A 20490-nucleotide genomic window follows, 5' to 3' on the forward strand; every position below is an offset into this window, starting at 1 on the left:
AGCAAGCGACTCAAAAAACCAGATTTTCTATGAAAATTACCGATTTTTACGGGAGTATCATTAAAAACTGGCTTATTAAGCAGGAAAGATATGGACCTTATAAAATACTCCATCCTTGTATCTTATTTCCCTTGAATCTTAGATTGGATAAACGCAGGCATCTCAGCAACAGGTAATTCGATCGCCTCTGCATCCCGACGACCTTTATATTCCAGCTTGCCTTCTTTCAGACCACGGTCACCAATCACGACACGGTGCGGCACGCCGATCAACTCCCAATCAGCGAACATCGCACCCGGGCGCTCGCCGCGGTCATCAAACATGACATCAACGCCTGCATCCAGCAAGGCTTGGTATAGCTTTTCTGCTTCTGCTTTGACGGCTTCACTTTTATCCATGCCCATCGGGCAAAGTACGACTTCAAAAGGTGCCAGTGCCAGCGGCCAGACTATGCCTTTTTCATCAAAATTTTGCTCAATCGCTGCACCCAAAATCCGGGTCACGCCGATGCCGTAAGAACCCATTTGTAAAAACTGCGGTTTACCGTTTTCATCTAAGAAAGTGGCTTTCATGTCTTGCGAATAACGCGTACCTAGTTGAAACACATGACCAACTTCAATCCCGCGCTGGATCGCTAATACACCTTTACCATCTGGGGAGGGGTCGCCAGCAACTACGTTACGCAAATCCGCGACCAAAGACTCGAGCAAATCACGTTCCCAATTTACGCCGGTGTAATGGAAGTCTTCTTCATTCGCGCCACACACAAAATCCCCCATCATGGCGACGGTACGATCTGCCACAATGTTGACGGGTAATTTAGTGTTGATAGGTCCGAGATAGCCTGGCTTGGTTCCGAAATGCTCCACAATTTCATCTTCTGTGGCAAAGCGATAATTGGCTAAACCGGCGACTTTATTAGCTTTGATTTCATTCAAATCGTGATCGCCACGCAGTAATAATAGCCAGACTTGTTTAGTGATTTTTTCTTTTTCTTCTGTCTCGACCGTCAGCACAATCGATTTAACTGTGCGCTCCAGCGGGATATTCAACAGAGCTGCTACGTCTTCACACTTGGCCTTGCCTGGTGTCGCCGTTTTAGTCAGGACTTGTGTTGCAGCCTGACGTTGCGTGAACAAAGATACGGCCTCGGCAGCTTCCATATTCGCTGCGTAATCGGACGTCGGGCAATACACCAAAGCGTCTTCGCCCGTCTCTGCAATAACGTGAAACTCATGCGAGCCAGAGCCGCCAATCGCGCCGTTATCCGCAGCCACGGCGCGGAACTCTAAGCCAAACCGATTGAATACTCTGACATAAGCGTCATACATCGCCTGATAGGATTTTTTCATGCCTTCGACGTCACGATCAAAAGAGTAAGCGTCTTTCATCGTAAATTCACGACCACGCATCAAACCAAAACGGGGGCGACGTTCATCACGAAACTTGGTTTGGATATGATAAAAATTCAGCGGCAGCTGACGATAGGATTTGATGTCAGCGCGGGCGACGTCCGTCATTACTTCCTCCGACGTTGGCTGGATTACGAAGTCACGACCGTGCCGGTCTTTGACGCGCATCAGCTCCGGCCCCATTTTGTCCCAACGGCCAGTCTCTTGCCACAGCTCTGCAGGTTGCACCACGGGCATTAACATTTCAATCGCACCGGCACGATTCATCTCTTCGCGGACGATCGCCTCGACTTTGCGGATCACACGCAAACCCATCGGCATATAGTTATAAATACCGGAACCAAGACGTTTAATCATCCCGGCACGCATCATCAGTTTATGGCTGACGATTTCAGCATCGGCAGGAGCTTCTTTTAAAGTGGAAATAAAAAATCGTGTAGCGCGCATGACAATGATTCTTTTCAAAAATTGAGGGTTATAATCGACTCAATTTTAAAGGATTAGCTGACTAATGCGCCCACTGTTTACCAATTTGATGATGGAAAAACGCTTGATAGGTGTGAAATAAACCTGAAATCAGCGTTAGATCGATATGACATCGACGTGATATCGACAGAGTGACGACTTGAAGTGAAAAAAATGACGTTTTTATAAAATCAAAACGGCCAATTTTTTCTGTGTATTTACAAGCACTTTGTTGATTGGTGTCATAACAATTCCAATGACAAATTGGGGTAACAGAACGTTTAGTGGCAGAAAGTTTCGAGGTAAGATCATGCTAGATCGTGAAGGCTTCCGGCCTAACGTAGGCATTATATTGCTCAACGCCAACAACGAAGTTTGGTGGGGCAAACGGGTGCGAGAGCACTCCTGGCAGTTTCCGCAAGGCGGTATCAAATACGGAGAATCACCCGAGCAAGCGATGTTTCGCGAGCTGGAAGAAGAGACCGGTTTGTTGCCTGAGCATGTCAAAGTCATCGGTCGTACCCGCGACTGGCTGCGCTATGAGGTGCCCGATCATTTCATCAAACGTGAAATCCGTGGACATTACCGTGGGCAAAAACAAATCTGGTTTTTGCTACGGATGCTGGGGCGCGATTGTGACGTTAACCTGCGTGCCAGCAATCATCCTGAGTTTGATGCCTGGCGCTGGCACGAGTATTGGGTGCCGCTGGACGTAGTGATTGAATTTAAACGGGGCGTTTATCAATTGGCTCTGCAGGAATTGTCGCACTTTGTTCATCGTACTGAGCGCTTGGGGACTGCGCGCCAGGCTAATGGTCCGGCCAAGCTACAAGCCGGGTTGGATACAGATACAGACGCAGAGAAAAGTGAGATCGAAATCGCGCCGGCAATAGTAGAGCTACCTGCTGCGCAAGATAAACCTGAGTGACTATGATGATGGCGCAAAAGATGACACAAACAACGATGCGAAAAATAACTTCACGCACTACGATCAAAAACCCGATGTTAGGTTTGATATTGATGGCTAGCTTGCTTGCACCTTTGCATGCGCAACCCATGGACGACGAGGATGCAGAGAAGGAGTGGAAAGAAGTTGCCTTGCAACTTCCTGAAGCGCCTCAAGCCACGAATCTGCTGCCGTTTTATAACAGTGATAATCAGGCGTTTTCTGTCGATGCTAAATCGCTGACGATTACCAGCGATGGCATCGTCAGGTACACACTGGTATCGATCAGCAGTTCTGGTGCGAAGAATGTCAGTTATGAGGGAATTCGCTGCAGCACTTACGAGAAAAAACTGTACGCATTCGGGCGCGCAGATGGCAGTTGGTCACGTTCTCGCCGCAATCAGTGGGATAGCATTCAAGCATTAGCAGCGAACAAACAACATTCGACTTTATTTTCGGATTATTTTTGCGAGGGCAACACCATCGCAGGAAAAGCGCCTGCAATGCTAGAACGACTAAAAAAACGGCAACCACTAAAGCCGCTTTAACTACTGAAGTCTAGCTTGCCAGTCGCTGTATAGCAGCAATGGTCAACGCAGCATTTGCAAACAGCTATAACATTTTTTGAGAACACGACAATTAGGTTAATTAACATATACTCATCACTAGTATATTTAATTGTCCATAGAATCATTGGACAATAGAGTGATTTTTAATAAAATGAGGGGAAGTATATCAATACGCCCCCTCATTTTTTTCATTTTATTTTAAGTATCCGAAGAAATAGCGCCAGCAACGTACTAACTCCACCTCCTCGTTTTACTTGATTCGCTTTCAACTGAAACCAGATTAAACCGAGATTTTCCATTAGGATTTGAGTTGATGACGGATGGACTTTTCGAGGCAGTTTTGATATGAGTTTGTTGTAAATAAGGCGCTCATCGCCAGCCATGAGCAACGAAGAGCGTCAAAAATGACCGAAAATGCGCCGCCAGCACTCAGATAGCACCTCTGGTGCGCGTAATGGAAAATCTTGGTTAAAGCAACACCATGTTGTCTCTATGGATCAATTCTGGCTCTTCCACAAAACCAAGAATTTGTGCAATCTCGGTGGACGGGTGGCGCTTAATCCGGCGCGCTTCTGTACTGGTGTAATTGCTGAGTCCGCGGGCAATTGCCTGCCCCGCTTCGTTATAGCAAGTGACTACGGCACCTCGACCAAACTCACCTTTGACATCCAACACGCCGATAGGCAATAAGGATTTACCTTCACGGCTCAATTTTTGAACTGCGCCAGCGTCTAATATCAATTGTCCAGCGGTTTGCAAATGATCTGCCATCCATTGCTTACGTGCTGCCAACGGCGCCATCTGAGAAATTAATTGCGTACCAATCGCTTCGCCCTGAGCAAGGCGAACCAGAACATTCTCTTCACGTCCCCAGGCAATCACCGTATGCGCACCAGAACTAGCGCCGCGTTTTGCTGCCAGGATTTTAGTCAGCATACCGCCGCTTCCTAAGCTAGAACCAGCGCCGCCAGCCATGGCCTCCAACGCGGGATCGCCCGCTTTAGCTTCATGCACAAATTGCGCATCGGGATGTTTGCGCGGATCGGCAGTGTACAATCCTTTTTGGTCCGTCAGAATAATCAGCGCGTCACCTTCAATCAAGTTCGCTACCAATGCGCCCAAAGTGTCATTGTCGCCAAACTTGATTTCATCAGTAACGACCGTATCGTTTTCATTAATGATGGAGACGATGCCAAAACGCAGCAGCGTAAATAAGGTGGAGCGCGCATTCAGATAACGTTCGCGGTCAGCCAAGTCGGCGTGCGTCAGCAAAATCTGGGCGGTACCTATGCCGTGTGCGCGAAAACTACTTTCGTAAATTTGCGCGAGCCCCATCTGGCCGACTGCGGCACAGGCTTGTAATTCGTGAATGCCAGTCGGGCGCTTATCAAATCCTAGGCGCTGACGCCCCTCAGCAATCGCACCGGAACTGACCAGCACAACCTCTTTGCCCATCTGTCGCAATTCTGCAATTTGCGCCGCCCACTTTTGTATCGCTTGGTGGTCTAGACCCTTACCATCGTTGGTCACTAGAGAAGAGCCAACTTTGATGATAAGCCGCTTGGCTTGCTGGATGACAGAATGCATAGGTGTGCGCTACGAACAAAACTGTATGGAGAACGTCGCTGCGAGTGCAGCGACGACTGGGGATGAAGCTCAGTTGAAGTTCAACTGAAGCTCAATTGAAATTCAGCTGAAACTCAATCAAGCACTTTAAAGCGAGGATCGTCAGGATCGATCGATAAAATACCCTGCGCTTCTTCTTTCATCTGAGTCTCTTGCGAACGCTGTTCTTGCATGCGTTTTTCAGCAAGATAGGCGTAAATTTCAGTGACTAAATCTTCACAGCCTTCACGATTTAAGGCAGAAATCTCAAATACCGGACCTTTCCAGCCAAAACGTTTTACGAAGTCTTTAACTTTCTTTTTACGCTCTTCTTCGTTCAGCATATCGAGCTTATTCAACACCAACCAGCGCGGCTTCTCGTATAAAGATTCGTCATATTTACGCAGTTCTTTGATCAGCGCTTTTGCATCTTTGACCGGATCAACGCTGTCATCAAATGGTGCCAGATCAACGATATGCAGCAGCAAACCTGTGCGTTGTAAATGCTTTAAAAATTGGATACCCAGGCCAGCGCCATCCGCAGCGCCCTCGATCAAACCAGGGATATCGGCAATCACAAAACTTTTTTCGTGGCTGACACGAACCATACCCAAATTAGGATGCAATGTCGTGAACGGATAATCAGCAATCTTAGGACGCGCGTTCGATACTGCGGTAATAAACGTAGATTTACCGGCATTTGGCAAGCCGAGCAAACCAACGTCAGCCAGCACTTTCAGCTCTAAACGTAATTCACGACGTTCGCCTTCTTTGCCGTCGCCACGTTGACGCGGCGCACGATTGGTCGACGATTTAAAGTGAATATTCCCCCAACCGCCTTCGCCGCCTTTGACCAATACGACTTGTTGCTCATGCTCGGTTAAATCAGCAATCAATTCATCCGTATTTCGATCAATAATCAAGGTACCGACTGGCATACGTAGCAAAATATCGTCCGCACCTTTACCATAGCAATCTGCACCACGACCGTTTTCCCCATCGCGCGCTTTGTGTAATTTTGCGTAGCGAAAATCAACTAATGTGTTGATGTTGCGATCAGCCACCGCAATAATGCTGCCGCCTTTACCGCCATCACCACCATCAGGGCCGCCAAATGGGCGGAATTTTTCACGACAGAAGGAGGCGACACCATTTCCGCCATCACCAGCAATTACTTCAATTCGTGCTTCGTCGATAAATTTCATTTGTTTCACCTATAAATTCGGCGCGCTTCGTTATAAATTAATTATTAATTCAATATCAATAGCGAATGCGCCTTAATCCTCTACCCTTGTCAAAAAGAGTAGCAGGAACTGTGGCTTGATGCTTAAAACCTGCCATTAAAACAAGCAATGCAAGACCACTTACTAAAAAGAGCTTGTATAAATCTTTGTGTAAACCGTGTTTAAAATACCGACAACAGATTTATACAGGATCTTTTGAAACTAAAAAGGCTCCACCAACGGCAGAGCCTTTTTCGTCAGGCTTACGCCTTATTGTACTGTCTGTAACGAGCTATTACGCTGCTACAACAATCGCGTATTGGTGCTGAGCTGCGCCTTTGATTGCAAACTGTACTTTACCGTTGATCAATGCAAACAAAGTATGATCTTTGCCCATACCAACGTTTTCACCCGGGTGAACGCGTGTACCGCGTTGACGAATGATGATACCGCCAGCATTGATAGTTTGGCCGCCGTAAACTTTAACGCCTAAGCGTTTTGACTCTGAGTCACGGCCGTTGCGCGTGGTGCCGCCGCCTTTTTTGTGTGCCATTTATTAGCTCCTTTGGATTCTGATTAAATCAAACGGGATTAGCCGTTGATAGAAACGATTTGCAGTTCTGTGTAATTTTGGCGATGGCCTTGACGCTTTTGGTAGTGCTTACGACGACGCATTTTGAAAATGCGCACTTTGTCGTGGCGACCTTGCGAAATTACCGTAGCCAGCACCGTAGCACCTGCGACCAAGGGAGCACCAAATTTAATGGTGTCACCAGCGCCCAATGCGAGCACTTGATCAATGGTGATTTCGGAGCCAATGTCTGCAGGTATCTGTTCTACTTTAAGTTTTTCACCAGCGACAACTTTATATTGTTTGCCACCGGTTTTTATGACCGCGTACATGTGAAACCTCATCAAATGATATTAATAATCGATTTTTTTATTCCCCGAACAAACCAAAAATGAAGCTTATAAATCGGGAAAACCTCCAATTATACATAGACTTAGCTTCGACGTCAAAACTTTCCTCAAATTGTCGCTGAGACGAATAAGCGCAGGCAATTCTTACAAATCAACGTCCAAATTAGAGCCTGTGTCAGCAAGTCATTGCAAGAATAATTATCGTAGTGTTTCGGCCTGACGCGAAATCATCTTGGCATCGTATAATCTGTGCTTATCTTAAGTACTCACACGCATTTTTTTAGCAGGTACCGCCTTGTCTGCCACAACATCACCTCAAATAAGTATCACAGAATCCATCGCAACCGACATGGCTGCGGTTAATCAGGTGATTAGAAATAAGCTTCACTCTGACGTACCTTTAGTTAACCAGATTGCTGAATATATTATCAATGCTGGCGGCAAAAGAATACGCCCGGTGTTGGTATTGTTGGTTGCTAACGCCTATCAATATCGAGGCACTCAGCACCACGAACTAGCTGCAATTATTGAATTTATTCATACGGCAACCTTGTTGCACGATGACGTAGTTGATGAATCCTCTATGCGTCGCGGGCGAAAAACTGCAAATGCCATGTTTGGTAATGCCGCCTCAGTGTTAGTTGGCGACTTCTTGTATTCCCGCGCTTTCCAAATGATGGTTTCAATTAACAGCATGCAAATCATGCAAATCCTTGCGGATGCAACGAATGTTATCGCGGAGGGTGAAGTATTACAGTTACTTAATATGCATGACCCAGATGTAAATGAAGAGCGCTATCTGCAAGTAATTCGCTCAAAAACTGCAAAATTATTTGAAGCAGCGGCACAAGTAGGCGCATTGATTTCTGGTGCCGACGCGATACAAATTGAGGCCGCCGCAGAATATGGCCGCTCCCTTGGAACTGCATTTCAGTTAATTGATGATGTACTGGATTATTCCGGTAACGCGGCAGATATCGGAAAAAACGTAGGCGACGATCTGAGGGAAGGAAAACCAACACTGCCCCTAATTTACTTAATGAAAAATGGTACTGTCGAGGAAAAAAATCTTGTTCGTACCTGCATAGAGCAAGGAGACGAATCCAAGTTTGATGTGATACTCGCAGCAATAACTAAATCAGGTGCACTTGACTACACCCGAGCAAAAGCGATAAAAGCTGCAGATCGTGCGATTGAGTCTATTCAGCATCTCCAAGACAGTCGATACAAAGATGCATTATTGGCTCTTTGTAAATTTTCGGTTGATAGAAATCATTAATTCTTTACTGATTTGAAGACTCTGATCTAAGTGATTTAGGATGGGTTACATTAATTAGTTGTGCTTATTTATACTTTTTTAAGCAAAATGCATCAAACAAATGATGTGCACTCCTTTACAAAAGAGGTGCTTGGTTGCATTATCTTAAAGCAACGATAACATTGATCAATTTACGCAAGAGCCCCTATGTGAGATCTTATGTCAGCAGTTCTACCGAATACGACTCCAGCCTTACCAACCTCAGGACTTGCCAGAGCGCTAATCCAAGGTAATGTTTTGCCAGCATCACAAATAGATGACATTCAAAAAAGATCTCAATTAGAAAAAAAACCGTTTGTTGACAGCTTGCTGCAAAGCGGCTTGATCAACGCAAGAGATCTTGCTGCATTTTGCTCTGAAACATTTGGCTATCCTTTAGTCGATCTAAGTGTTTTTAACGAAGCGACCTTACCTGAAAAAATTGTTGACTCAAAACTGATGCAGACACAGCGCATTGTTGCGCTAGCCAAACGTGGCAACAAAATTTCCTTAGCAGTTTCCGATCCAACTAATGCGTCAGCTCAAGATCAAATTAAATTTCAGACTGGCCTAGGTATAGAAATTGTAGTTGTTCAACACGACGTACTACTTAAGTTGTTAGAGAAACTCGGCAAGACCTCAGAGCAAAGCCTGAGCGATATAGCTGGTGATGACTACGATATTGAGTTCAAAGAAGAGGATATTAATTCCGCAGCGTCTGATGCCCAGGCGGCAGAAGTTGACGACGCCCCGGTAGTTAGATTTTTACAGAAGATGCTAATCGACGCTATCAACATGGGCGCATCCGATTTACATTTTGAACCTTTTGAAAAATTTTTCCGTATCCGATTTCGGGTTGATGGTGAGCTGCGTGAGATAGCCCAGCCGCCAATCGCTATTAAAGATAAATTAGTTTCACGTATCAAAGTTATCTCTAAATTAGATATCTCTGAAAAACGCGTACCGCAAGATGGTCGAATGAAATTAGTTTTATCAGCGTCTAAAGCAATTGATTTTCGGGTAAGCACATTGCCAACACTATTTGGCGAAAAAATAGTTATGCGTATTTTGGATGGATCTCAAGCGCAAATGGGTATTGATGCGCTAGGCTACGATCCTGATCAAAAAGAGATTCTGATGAATGCCATACAACGTCCGTACGGCATGGTATTGGTGACTGGGCCAACAGGCTCAGGTAAAACTGTTTCTTTATATACATGCCTTAACGTAATTAACAAACCGGGCATCAATATTTCAACCGCTGAAGATCCTGCCGAAATCAATTTACCTGGCGTCAATCAAGTCAACATCAACGATAGGGCAGGCTTAACGTTTCCAGTCGCCTTAAAGTCATTCTTACGGCAAGATCCCGATGTCATTATGGTTGGTGAAATTCGCGATTTAGAAACTGCAGATATCGCCATTAAAGCAGCTCAAACTGGTCATATGGTCTTCTCGACCTTACATACGAATGATGCACCCTCTACTCTGACTCGCTTAATGAATATGGGCGTGGCACCGTTTAATATTGCCTCATCAGTTATTTTGATAACGGCTCAACGTTTAGCTCGACGTCTTTGTACCTGTAAAAAACCTGCCGATGTGCTGGATGAAGTTCTTCTTCAGGCGGGGTTTAAAGATGAAGAACTAGATGGAACCTGGAAACCTTACCATCCTGTAGGCTGCGAGCGTTGCAGTGGTAGCGGCTACAAAGGCCGTGTTGGTATTTATCAAATTATGCCAATCACTGAGGCAATTGAACGGATTATCTTAGCGAACGGAACGTCATTGGAGATTGAAAAGCAATCCGAAAAAGAAGGTGTAAGAAGTCTCAGAAAGTCTGGGTTGCAAAAAGTTAAGCAAGGACTCACAAGCTTAGAAGAAATCCTTGGTTGTACAAACGAATAATGGGATAGCAATATGGCTACCGCACCAAAAGCATCACCTAAAAAATCACAACTTAAAGAATATTTATATGCCTGGGAAGGTAAAGATAAATTTGGTAAAACTGTGCGCGGCGAATTACGTGCCGGAGGTGAAGCGATAGTCAACGCAACACTAAGACGTCAGGGTGTTTTAGTAAGCAAGGTTAAGAAAAAAAGCTATACCTCAGGTAAAAAAATTACTGATAAAGATATAACTTTATTTACTCGCCAGCTAGCAACCATGATGCGGGCTGGCGTCCCCTTGCTACAGTCGTTTGATATCGTCGCTAAGGGAAATGAAAATCCGTCGGTATCCAAGCTATTACAAGATATTAGAGGTGACGTGGAAACAGGAACAAGCTTAAGTCAGGCATTCCGTAAGTTTCCCTTGTATTTTGATCCTCTCTTTTGCAACTTAGTTGGCGCAGGTGAGCAAGCAGGTATTTTGGAAGAACTATTGACTAGATTGGCAATTTACAAAGAAAAAACTCTTGCAATTAAAGCAAAGATTAAATCTGCGTTAACTTATCCAATATCCATTTTAGCTATTGCATTTATAGTTACCGCCGTCATCATGATTTGGGTGGTGCCCGCATTCAAACAGGTGTTCTCAAGCTTTGGAGCAGAACTTCCAGCTCCGACGCTTTTTGTTATGGCTATTTCAGATTTTTTTGTGAAGAATTGGTATTTGATATTTGGGGGTGTATTCGGAGGAATATATTTTTTCTTTCAATCGTGGCAACGCTCGTTAAAAATGCAACGTGTTATGGATAAATTACTCCTGCAAGCACCTGTATTTGGAGCAGTCATCAGAAAGGCGACTATTGCGAGATGGACACGTACCCTGTCAACGATGTTTGCCGCAGGGGTACCCCTGGTTGAATCATTAGATTCGGTGGGTGGTGCCGCTGGAAATGCAGTTTATTTAGATGCCACAATTAAGATACAAACTGAAGTGAGCACTGGTACCAGTCTTACTGTTGCGATGCAAAACTCTAACGTTTTCCCCAATATGGTTACACAAATGGTTTCTATTGGTGAGGAGTCTGGTTCGCTAGATCAAATGCTAGGTAAAGTCGCTGATTTTTATGAAGAAGAGGTAGATGAGGCAGTTGCATCACTTTCGAGCCTTATGGAGCCAATGATTATGGTCATATTGGGCGTGCTCATTGGCGGTTTAGTCGTTGCAATGTACTTACCAATTTTCAAATTAGGACAAGTCGTTTAATGTGGCAGTTAATTTTCTTTACTGCACCGGAAAATTGGATAAGCACAAGCGCGATCGGGGTTATAAGCTTATTGGTTGGTAGCTTCCTCAATGTTGTCATTCATCGAGTTCCAAAGATGATGCAGCGTGAGTCCGATAATTACGTGGCCAGTGAGAAGGGTGAAACACTGCCTCATACGGATCGCTATAATTTGATGGTGCCACGCTCTGCATGTCCTCACTGCGGACATCAAATTACAGCACTAGAAAATATCCCCGTCATTAGCTACATAATAATCGGCGGTAAATGCGCAGGTTGCAAAGCATCAATTTCTATCCGTTATCCAATAGTAGAATTACTAACTGCCGCGATATCCGCTTTGTTGGTCTGGCATTTTGGCAGTGGGATTGCAGGACTGGGAGCGGTATTATTTGGCTGGCTTCTAATTGCCATGACATTTATAGATGCCGATACTCAATTGTTGCCTGACGATCTAACGCTACCATTGCTTTGGTGCGGTCTTCTAATTAACCTGAATACTACCTTTACACCACTTACTGATGCAGTGATCGGCGCGGTTGCTGGATATTTAAGTCTATGGTCGATCTACTGGTTGTTTAAGCTAGCTACTGGAAAAGATGGCATGGGTTATGGTGATTTCAAACTACTCGCAGCGCTTGGCGCGTGGATGGGTTGGAGCATGCTACCAGTGATTGTGTTGCTCTCCTCGGCCGTCGGTGCTGTAGTTGGTATTAGCATGATCGTTTTTAAAAAAATGGGTAGAAATAATCCCATTCCATTCGGCCCTTATTTGGCAGGAGCGGGTTTAATTGCGCTAATTTGGGGGAAAACGCTGTCTCAACACTATTTGGGATTACTAGGCTAATGCATGCAATAAGCGCCTTTAGCTTAGGTCTTACTGGGGGTATTGGAAGTGGTAAAACTACTATTGCCAATATGTTCGCAGAGCTAGGCGCAAGTCTGGTTGATACCGACCTAATCGCCCATGAACTTACTGCAGCCAATGGAATAGCTATTGAACCAATCCAAAATGAATTTGGTGCAGAATTTATTCAACCTGATGGAGCAATGGATCGAGCAAAAATGCGCGAATGCGTATTTGCCGATCCAGCAAAGAAATTACAACTTGAGAATATTCTTCACCCGTTAATACGTCAAGAAACAAATCGAGCGGCAAAAAACGTAAATGGCGCTTACACTATATTTGTTGTTCCCCTATTGGTCGAATCTAGTAATTGGAGACAAAAAGTCAGCCGAATATTAGTAGTCGACTGCCAGGAAGAAACTCAAATTAGCCGTGTTATGGCAAGAAATCGATTGAGTCAAGAGCAAGTACTAGCCATCATGCGCGCTCAAGTCAGTCGAGAACAAAGACTTGAAGCCGCCGACGATATTATTTTTAATGAGGGCGATTTAACGCAGATTCATGAGCAGGTTATAAAGTTGCACAGTCAATACCTGCAATTAGCCAAATCATCCTTGATTAATCTCGAGGAAAATGACTAATAATCATCATACAACGTTTGTAATTTTACTCAGCATGGTTCAGAATCACATGGCACTTGCGCGTTGGCACCAATTTAAACAAGGACATTATTTTGATTGTTTACGAATACCCTTTTAACGAGCGTATTCGCACGTTATTGCGGCTAGAAGATCTGTATGAAAAATTCACTTTTTTTCTACATCAATCTGATCCTATGCAGCATCACGTCGCACTGTCCACCATTTTTGAAATGCTGGAGGTTGCTGGTCGTGCCGACCTCAAGTCTGATTTACTGCAAGAACTAGAACGACAAAAACATACTCTCATCAGCTTCAAATCAAATCCAAATGTACAAGCGGATATGCTGGATCAAATTCTGGATGAAGTTGATCGTGCAAGTAGTGCTCTGATTGCCTCCACAGGTAAGACTGGGCAAAATGTTCGCGATAACGAATGGTTGATGAGTATTCGTGGTCGCACCATTATTCCAGGCGGCGCTTGCGAATTTGATCTCCCTAGCTATCATGCCTGGCAAAAAAATACCTCTGAAAAACGCTTTGCCGATATCTCTAACTGGTTTGCACCTATAGCTCCTCTATTTGATGCGATCAATATTGTGCTGAGGTTATTACGTGAGTCTGGTGTAACTACAAAAGTTATTGCACAAACAGGCAGTTATCAGCAAATGCTACAAGGGAAAATTTATCAGCTGTTACGCGTCACTTTAGTACAAGATATGGGCGCTATTCCAGAAATTTCTGCTAATAAATATATGCTTTGGATACGCTTTATGTCGCAAGACGGAACGATGAAACCTAAGGCATTTGAAAGCGATATTCCATTTGATCTGACACTTTGTAATTTCTAATTTTTTGTTTGCTACGCACCACTCATAAAACTTGAGTTGAGTGCCTATAAAAGTTTTTGTATGGCGATATCGTGCAATGCGCTGATCGTCTTTAGTTGGAATTAATTATATGAGTACAGTTGTAGATTGCCCTACTTGCGGCACAAAAGTGGTTTGGTCGGAAGCTAGTCCTTACCGCCCTTTTTGTTCTGATCGCTGCAAACAAATTGATTTGGGCGCATGGGCTGAAGAAAAATATACAATCCCTGCAGTCAACTTACCAGAAGAGCCTGACGAAGATTTATCACAATCAAGTCATTAACTCTCATTAAATCTACCTGCTTGCTCTTGATTGCCCTTCAAAAATCAATGTTAAGGATAAGCATCAGCGTTTTTGAGGTATGCCGTATTTCCTGAGTTTAGCCGCGATCATCGAGTGTGAAGTATCTAATCTGGCAGCAAGTTTGCGGCTAGATGGATATTGTGAGTAGAGCTTTTCTAGCAAGGCTGATTCAAATTCTCTAACGGACAGCTCCCAGCTTTCGGCAGCATCAATATGGACCTCGTCTGCCGTGATACTACCCTCAGCCCAATCTAAATCTGCTGCGTCTAATATACGCTGGTCAGACATAGTGATCGCTCTAAAAACGACATTCTGTAGCTGGCGGACATTACCAGGCCAACGATTAGACAACAACGCGGCGCAAGCGGCCGAGTTCAAACGACACACGGGCTTTTGCGCCTGAGTGCAGGCGCGTTCAATAAAATGCCGGGCTAATTGCAAAATATCGTCTGGTCGTTCTCGTAAGGCTGGCATTTCTAAATGAAGTACGTTCAGCCGATAAAACAGATCTTCACGGAATAAGCCTTCATGTACCATTTTGCGCAAATTACGATGGGTGGCGCTAATGATACGGACATTAACCTTGACCTCCTTATCACCACCTATGCGGCGAAACTTACCGTCATTCAGGAAACGCAATAACTTCGCTTGTAAGTAGAGCGACATTTCGCCAATTTCATCCAAAAATACGGTACCGCCATCCGCCATTTCTATCAGACCTGGTTTACCGCCACGTTGCGCACCGGTGAAGGCGCCGGACATATAACCGAATAATTCACTCTCAGCCAAACTCTCAGGTAAAGCGGCACAGTTCAATTCCAGAAAAGGCGCGTTGCTACGAGCACTGACGCCGTGGCAAGCTTGCGCTAATAACTCCTTACCGGTCCCTGTCTCACCGGTAATCAACAAGGGTGCATCCACGACAGCCACTTTAGCTGCACGTACTTTTAGCGCCTTGATTTGCTCGGACTCACCGATAATGAAATGAAAACCGCTACCCTCAGAATGCTGTAACGCATGTAACCGCCCTCCCATACGCTTTGGGGCGTGCAAAGTCAGTACGGCACCCACAGTCTGACCATTGGGTTTTATATCAGTTGGACTGGTTGTCTGGCTGATTGTTGGACTGGATATATATGGATTTGTCAAAGTCTCAGAGACGGGAGTTACGTCCATCCAAAACGGCTCGCCATTGAGAATGACTTCCCGACTTGGTACATGAAAAGAATGGGTAATCAATTCATGCTCGACCAAAGGATCTTCTAGCAGATCACGGAGATTTTTCTGACAAAGAATGTCTTCCGTCATGCCGGATACGGCAGCCGCGGCGGCATTAGCAATGACAACTTTGCCATTAGCGTCAATAGCAAGTACGGGATCTTCCATCACCGCCATCACGGTATCTAAGTTGAGACGGCGGCGTTTACCGGGCAAAATATCCAGAACGTTAATCTTACCGACACCACGCACCTGGTCACAGTCTTGCTGCAAAGATGGCAGCATGAACTCCAACAACTCTGGACTATCGATATAAATATTCGGCGGATCAACCTCTACGCCAACTACATTCAAACCACGCAGAGCAAACACTGCCAGTATTTCATGCGCAATACCAACTCTGTCTTTAAACTGAATATTAATGCGCATTGGAGCCGATCAAATCATGTTTAATGCGGTTCCGGAATGTAACCACGCGGCCGTGCGTTATGACTGCGAAAACTGGTGGTCGATGCCAAACCGCGCAAGCGCCCAAGATCAAATTGCTCTAGTTGCTGGAACACCGCACGATTAACCGTCATTTTGACTTGCATCATCAACAGATCAACACTTTGTTGGTTTGAGCTACGGGGTCTGGTTTGCCTATCGCGCTCTGAAGCACGATCCGCTATTTGCTCAGAATCTCCATTAGCCTCAGCATCAATCGCTGCTTGCTCTGCTTTTGCATCGGATTCTATACGCGCTTTTTCTTCTGCTTTAGCGACAGCTTTTTCCTCTGCCAGACAAAAGCAACGATAAATATCGGCCAGCGTAATAATCCCGTTACAAGAGCGGCAATGCCAGGCATCCTTCTCTTTTACATCGCGTGCGACCAGGCCATCTTTGCTCAGGGTGGACAATATCGAACGTACCAGTCTTGGTGTTTTACCGGTAGCCTGCGCCAATGAAGCAACCGTTGCTGTGCGGGGCATTACCATCACAATCTGCGCTAATAATTCAATTGCGATGTAAAAACGCATATTCAAAGTCGGGTCAGCAAATATCTCTGTAGTAGAAACCAAATGTTCGCGTTCAATCAAATTCATGCTTGTAACTCCTTAGAGACAATGATGGGACGATTGACGCTGCCATAACGATCCATGTACAGGCCTTCGGTAGAAATTGCCGGACGTTTGTTGGATACGACATCAGCGATGAAGCGGCCAGAGCCACAAGACATCGTCCAACCTAAGGTGCCATGTCCAGTATTAAGATACAAATTACGATAAGGTGTGGGACCAACAATTGGCGTACCATCTGGCGTCATTGGACGCAGACCAGTCCAGAATTCGGCCTTTTCTACATCGCCTCCATGCGGGAATAGATCAGTAACAGAGTGCACCAGCGTTGCACGGCGATCTTCACGCAGTCGCAAGTCATAGCCAGTAATTTCAGCCGTGCCGCCAACGCGGATACGGTCTCCTAGTCGTGTAATCGCGACCTTATAGGTTTCATCCATCACGGTGGATTCCGGTGCGCCTGACACATCGGTAATAGGGATGGTGATTGAATAGCCTTTAATCGGATAGACAGGGATTTTGATACCCAGCTCACGTAGTAATATTGGCGAATAACTGCCAAGAGCAAGCACATAAGAATCACCCTGAAAAGTACCTGCTGAGGTTTTCGCACCAGTGATTTTATCGCCCTCATGCAGCAATTTCTCTATACTGACGCCGTACTTAAACTGGGCTCCCAAATCCTCAGCCAATTTGGCAAGATTTTGAGTAAATTTAAAGCAATCTCCAGTCTCATCGCCGGGCAAACGCAAAGCACCGATGAACTTCTCTTGCACATGCTTTAAAGCTGGCTCCACTGCCAGACACGCTGCTTTATCCAGTAACTCATACGGCACGCCATAACTTTTCAAAATAGCGATATCTGCTTGCGCCGCCTCCACCTGAGCCTGATTCCGGAACAATTGCAAAGTGCCTTGGGTGCGCTCGTCGTAATGGATACCTGTCTCGGCACGTAATTCTTGCAAAGTGTCACGGCTATATTCTGCCATCCGCAACATACGACCTTTGTTGATTTCGTAGCGCTTGGTTGTGCAGTTAAACAGCATCTGGGTTACCCAGCGCCACATATGAGGATCTAAACTAGGACGTATCGCCAGCGGACTGTGTTTCATCATTAGCCATTTAATAGCTTTCATTGGCACACCAGGACCAGCCCACGGTGCCGAATAACCAGGGGAAACCTCACCTGCATTGGCATAACTAGTTTCCAGAGCTGCAGCAGGCTGACGCTCTATCACCGTGACCTCATGCCCCGCCTTCGCCAGATAATAAGCCGATGCCGTACCAATCACACCTGCGCCGAGTATGACTACTTTCATTGTGCTTCTCCCTTGATGGCGTCTGTATTGACAGTGCCGGAATGACTTATTACTTTATGCTGAGATTTTTGATGCTGTAATTCGGAATCGATAAACAAACTAAAGCTGGAAGATCCAGAAGAAACGGCATCGGTATATTCACGATAATAACGCTGCCCTAGGCTGGTCAAGATTTCATAGCCGATCGTGCCAGCCAGTTTGGCGACCATATCGACTGTGTTAGTAGCGGATAGCAGGTCTACCGCTGCGCCAGGATATAAACTCTTCGGCGCAATATCGCTGACATCCAGCGTAATCGTATCCATTGACACATTGCCGACCATAGGCGCAGGCTGGCCAGCGATATGTGCCACGCCACGGTTGCTCAGGCTACGCATCCAGCCATCGGCATAACCAACGGCCACGGTCGCAATCTTGCGCGGCTGCTGACTGCGATACGTCAGACTGTAGCCAACGCCAGTACCCGCAGGAATATCTCGAATCTGGATGATTTTGCCTTGCAATAAAGCGACTGCCTGCAAAGGATTTTTTTGCCCGGCAACGGGTGCTACGCCATATAAAGCAGCACCGGGACGAGCAAGATCGAAGTGAAAGTCAGGTCCTAAAAAAATACCGGAAGAATTTGCCAAGCTAGCGGCGCAAGCGGGCAATTGAGCGCGCAGGGTTTTAAAGGTCTGTAATTGCTGCTGATTCATTGGATGCTGCTGATCTTCTGCGCAAGCCAGGTGACTCATCAGGTGACTAATAGCAATGCCTTGGGTTAAGGAGGGATCAGCAATCCAGGCATTGACCTCTTTAGTCGATAAGCCCATGCGCGACATACCTGTATCGATTTGAATAAATGCAGGCAAGGAGGTTTGTTTGGCCTGAGCAAGGCGACGCCATGCGGCGATTTGCTCCAAACTATTTAAAACGGGTGTACAGGCGTGTTCTAAAAATTCAGCCTCATATCCGACTGGCGCCCCGTGCATGACATACAACACGCTGTCTTTTAACAAGTGGGGACGGAGTGCAATTGCCTCATCAAGATGTGCCACAAAAAAATCGCGGCAGCCTTCTTCTTGCAAGGCTAAGGCGACTCTTACAGCGCCCAGACCATAGGCATCTGCTTTAACGGCTGCGCCACATCGAGCCTGGCCTAGTTTGTTTTGCAGAAAACGAAAGTTATAGCGCAGAGCTTGCAGATTGATTGTCAGCACTGCGCCGGCACGTCCAGCTGCTCCAGAACGTTTTACTGAATATTCCGCTGACTGTTCTGCTATTAGCTGCATCTGCGCATCTCCGTTGTGATCATCACATGGGATTCTTCTTAGCAATCGCCGTGCCACAATACTTTATTGAATCAATTCATAGACTTAGAAAATTTTAATCTGAATCACCTAAACCGACGTGTATCATTTTCAATACAGCTAATAGGGATTAGAACAAATTTAGAGATTTTCTTCTAGTGCATGTTGCAATCCAACTGCCGTATTGATTTAAATACAGTGTATCAATTCTAATACGACACAATAGAAAAGACGAGAAAACCTTCAAAAAATCGATTTGAATTTGGATGATTTCAGTATTGGCAATAAGAAACAATACGTGGAATTACTCACTGTAGTGAAATACACACAGGCAAAACGGTGTAAATCCATAGTTCACCACAACAGAAACGCGCTCAGATTCAGATTCATATTCATATTCGGATAAATATGACCGATTAAGGCTTACGTAATGGTGACAGTTTTGTATCAGCTCTACAAATTAAGCTTGATCAGGCTTGGCGGACTACCAACTCTGCCCGCAAAACATCTAACCATTCTAGCAGCGGGATCGTTGCTGGCAATAATGGGGACACAGCTACGCTGCCCTGCCAGGCAAATGCCTGATCTTCCAGACTTTGTGGCTCGCCTTGCCAGTTGCGGCTAATATAAAAATGTAATCGGACATGAGCATGCGGATAAATATGCTCTACCCCGCACCAAGGCTCAGCCGTCTGGATATGCACACCCAATTCCTCGACAAACTCGCGCTTCAGTGCCGCCAGAATATCTTCGCCCGCTTCAACTTTACCGCCTGGGAACTCCCAGTAACCTTCATATGGCTTGCCAGCCGGACGCTGTCCGAGCAAGACGTCACCATTGGGTTTCATCAAAATACCAACAGCAACATCAATCGGGGGTTTTGTCATAAATGAGCCAATATCAGCAGGACTTACGCAAAATTGTTCCAGCCAGGCGTAGCAACGACAATACTTTAGTACGGCTAGTCGCTGCAACGCAGCTGGGGCGGTTTTGCATAAGCCCTAATCAAATTAAAGAAATAAGGGGAGTATTTTTAATTGTCCAAGGCGGATTCAGCTACTAAGAGCAACATTGAATAAAAAGTCAAAGGGTCAGATGCGATAGCATTCATGCTTTTTGACCAGCCAGTCGAAAGTTGCCGAATATGCGCTATACACACCTAACCCAAGACGAACGATACCCAATTTACGCACTGCGGTTAGAAAAAAAGACGGTCAGCGAGATTGCTGCCGCACTCCATCGCCATAAGTCCAGCATCCACAGGGAACTCAAGCGCAATACCGGAGGAAGCGGATGGCGCCCCTTACAAGCGAAAAAAATAGCCGACGAACGACAAAA

Annotated in this window: 20 protein-coding genes; 10 read left to right on the forward strand and 10 right to left on the reverse strand. The window is 45.5% G+C overall.

The features are described 5' to 3' along the window. Window positions 1-122: 122 nt before the first annotated feature. The gene (locus AAKU61_RS16375) at window positions 123-1859 is read right to left on the reverse strand and encodes a proline--tRNA ligase (protein WP_354333974.1); all 1737 of its coding nucleotides are present in this window, start codon (window positions 1857-1859) and stop codon (window positions 123-125) included. Window positions 1860-2187: 328 nt separating this feature from the next. On the opposite strand from AAKU61_RS16375, the gene AAKU61_RS16380 reads away from it, so the two are divergent. After that, window positions 2188-2805 (forward strand): RNA pyrophosphohydrolase, encoded by a 618-nt coding sequence (locus AAKU61_RS16380; protein WP_354333975.1) that lies wholly within the window; start codon window positions 2188-2190, stop codon window positions 2803-2805. 20 nt (window positions 2806-2825) lie between these two features. Then, window positions 2826-3371, forward strand: a complete 546-nt coding sequence (locus AAKU61_RS16385) for a CNP1-like family protein (protein WP_354333977.1) — start codon at window positions 2826-2828, stop codon at window positions 3369-3371. A gap of 489 nt (window positions 3372-3860) precedes the next feature. Here AAKU61_RS16385 and proB read toward each other — a convergent pair whose 3' ends face one another. The 4 genes from proB to rplU form a co-directional block, all read right to left on the reverse strand. After that, window positions 3861-4979 (reverse strand): glutamate 5-kinase, encoded by a 1119-nt coding sequence (proB, locus tag AAKU61_RS16390; protein WP_354333979.1) that lies wholly within the window; start codon window positions 4977-4979, stop codon window positions 3861-3863. A gap of 113 nt (window positions 4980-5092) precedes the next feature. Then, window positions 5093-6202 carry a GTPase ObgE gene (gene obgE / locus AAKU61_RS16395; RefSeq protein ID WP_322121438.1) on the reverse strand — a complete coding sequence of 370 codons (1110 nt, stop codon included), beginning with the start codon at window positions 6200-6202 and terminating at the stop codon, window positions 5093-5095. Between the two features lie 313 nt (window positions 6203-6515). Then, window positions 6516-6773 carry a 50S ribosomal protein L27 gene (gene rpmA / locus AAKU61_RS16400; protein WP_322121437.1) on the reverse strand — a complete coding sequence of 86 codons (258 nt, stop codon included), beginning with the start codon at window positions 6771-6773 and terminating at the stop codon, window positions 6516-6518. Window positions 6774-6811: 38 nt separating this feature from the next. After that, the gene (rplU, locus tag AAKU61_RS16405; RefSeq protein WP_262835192.1) at window positions 6812-7123 is read right to left on the reverse strand and encodes a 50S ribosomal protein L21; all 312 of its coding nucleotides are present in this window, start codon (window positions 7121-7123) and stop codon (window positions 6812-6814) included. A gap of 313 nt (window positions 7124-7436) precedes the next feature. On the opposite strand from rplU, the gene ispB reads away from it, so the two are divergent. The 7 genes from ispB to yacG all read left to right on the forward strand — a co-directional run bounded on the left by ispB (window position 7437) and on the right by yacG (window position 14247). Then, window positions 7437-8420, forward strand: coding sequence for an octaprenyl diphosphate synthase (ispB, locus tag AAKU61_RS16410; RefSeq protein WP_354333982.1), 984 nt, complete (start codon window positions 7437-7439; stop codon window positions 8418-8420). A gap of 198 nt (window positions 8421-8618) precedes the next feature. Next, window positions 8619-10346 (forward strand): type IV-A pilus assembly ATPase PilB, encoded by a 1728-nt coding sequence (gene pilB, locus AAKU61_RS16415; RefSeq protein WP_354333984.1) that lies wholly within the window; start codon window positions 8619-8621, stop codon window positions 10344-10346. A 12-nt stretch (window positions 10347-10358) separates the two neighbouring features. Further along, window positions 10359-11591: a type II secretion system F family protein gene (locus AAKU61_RS16420; protein ID WP_354333986.1), complete on the forward strand. Its 1233-nt coding sequence runs from the start codon at window positions 10359-10361 to the stop codon at window positions 11589-11591. Continuing rightward, window positions 11591-12457, forward strand: coding sequence for a prepilin peptidase (locus AAKU61_RS16425; RefSeq protein WP_354333988.1), 867 nt, complete (start codon window positions 11591-11593; stop codon window positions 12455-12457). The genes AAKU61_RS16420 and AAKU61_RS16425 overlap by 1 nt, the downstream gene beginning before the upstream one ends. Next, window positions 12457-13098 carry a dephospho-CoA kinase gene (gene coaE / locus AAKU61_RS16430; protein WP_354333990.1) on the forward strand — a complete coding sequence of 214 codons (642 nt, stop codon included), beginning with the start codon at window positions 12457-12459 and terminating at the stop codon, window positions 13096-13098. Before AAKU61_RS16425 ends, coaE begins: the two co-directional genes overlap by 1 nt. 92 nt (window positions 13099-13190) lie before the next feature. Next, window positions 13191-13946, forward strand: coding sequence for a cell division protein ZapD (zapD, locus tag AAKU61_RS16435; protein ID WP_354333991.1), 756 nt, complete (start codon window positions 13191-13193; stop codon window positions 13944-13946). A gap of 109 nt (window positions 13947-14055) precedes the next feature. Further along, window positions 14056-14247, forward strand: coding sequence for a DNA gyrase inhibitor YacG (yacG, locus tag AAKU61_RS16440; RefSeq protein WP_354333993.1), 192 nt, complete (start codon window positions 14056-14058; stop codon window positions 14245-14247). A 63-nt stretch (window positions 14248-14310) separates the two neighbouring features. Here the strand turns inward: yacG and AAKU61_RS16445 are convergent, their stop codons facing one another. The 5 genes from AAKU61_RS16445 to AAKU61_RS16465 form a co-directional block, all read right to left on the reverse strand. Then, on the reverse strand, window positions 14311-15915 hold the full coding sequence (locus AAKU61_RS16445) for a sigma-54-dependent transcriptional regulator (protein ID WP_354333995.1): 1605 nt from the start codon (window positions 15913-15915) through the stop codon (window positions 14311-14313). A 20-nt stretch (window positions 15916-15935) separates the two neighbouring features. Beyond that, on the reverse strand, window positions 15936-16571 hold the full coding sequence (locus tag AAKU61_RS16450) for a hypothetical protein (protein WP_354333996.1): 636 nt from the start codon (window positions 16569-16571) through the stop codon (window positions 15936-15938). Further along, window positions 16568-17863, reverse strand: a complete 1296-nt coding sequence (locus tag AAKU61_RS16455; RefSeq protein WP_354333998.1) for a D-amino acid dehydrogenase — start codon at window positions 17861-17863, stop codon at window positions 16568-16570. Before AAKU61_RS16455 ends, AAKU61_RS16450 begins: the two co-directional genes overlap by 4 nt. Continuing rightward, window positions 17860-19134: an alanine racemase gene (gene alr / locus AAKU61_RS16460; protein WP_354333999.1), complete on the reverse strand. Its 1275-nt coding sequence runs from the start codon at window positions 19132-19134 to the stop codon at window positions 17860-17862. The genes AAKU61_RS16455 and alr overlap by 4 nt, the downstream gene beginning before the upstream one ends. Before the next feature lie 488 nt (window positions 19135-19622). Beyond that, a complete protein-coding gene (locus AAKU61_RS16465) occupies window positions 19623-20039 on the reverse strand; it encodes an NUDIX domain-containing protein (protein WP_354334001.1) in 417 nt (138 codons plus the stop codon). Window positions 20040-20296: 257 nt separating this feature from the next. Here AAKU61_RS16465 and AAKU61_RS16470 point away from each other — a divergent pair. Beyond that, window positions 20297-20490: helix-turn-helix domain-containing protein (locus AAKU61_RS16470; RefSeq protein WP_354334003.1), on the forward strand; the 194-nt coding region annotated here is incomplete at its 3' end.

The sequence above is a fragment of the Undibacterium sp. GrIS 1.2 genome, from assembly GCF_040544435.1.
Lineage (GTDB): Bacteria > Pseudomonadota > Gammaproteobacteria > Burkholderiales > Burkholderiaceae_D > Undibacterium.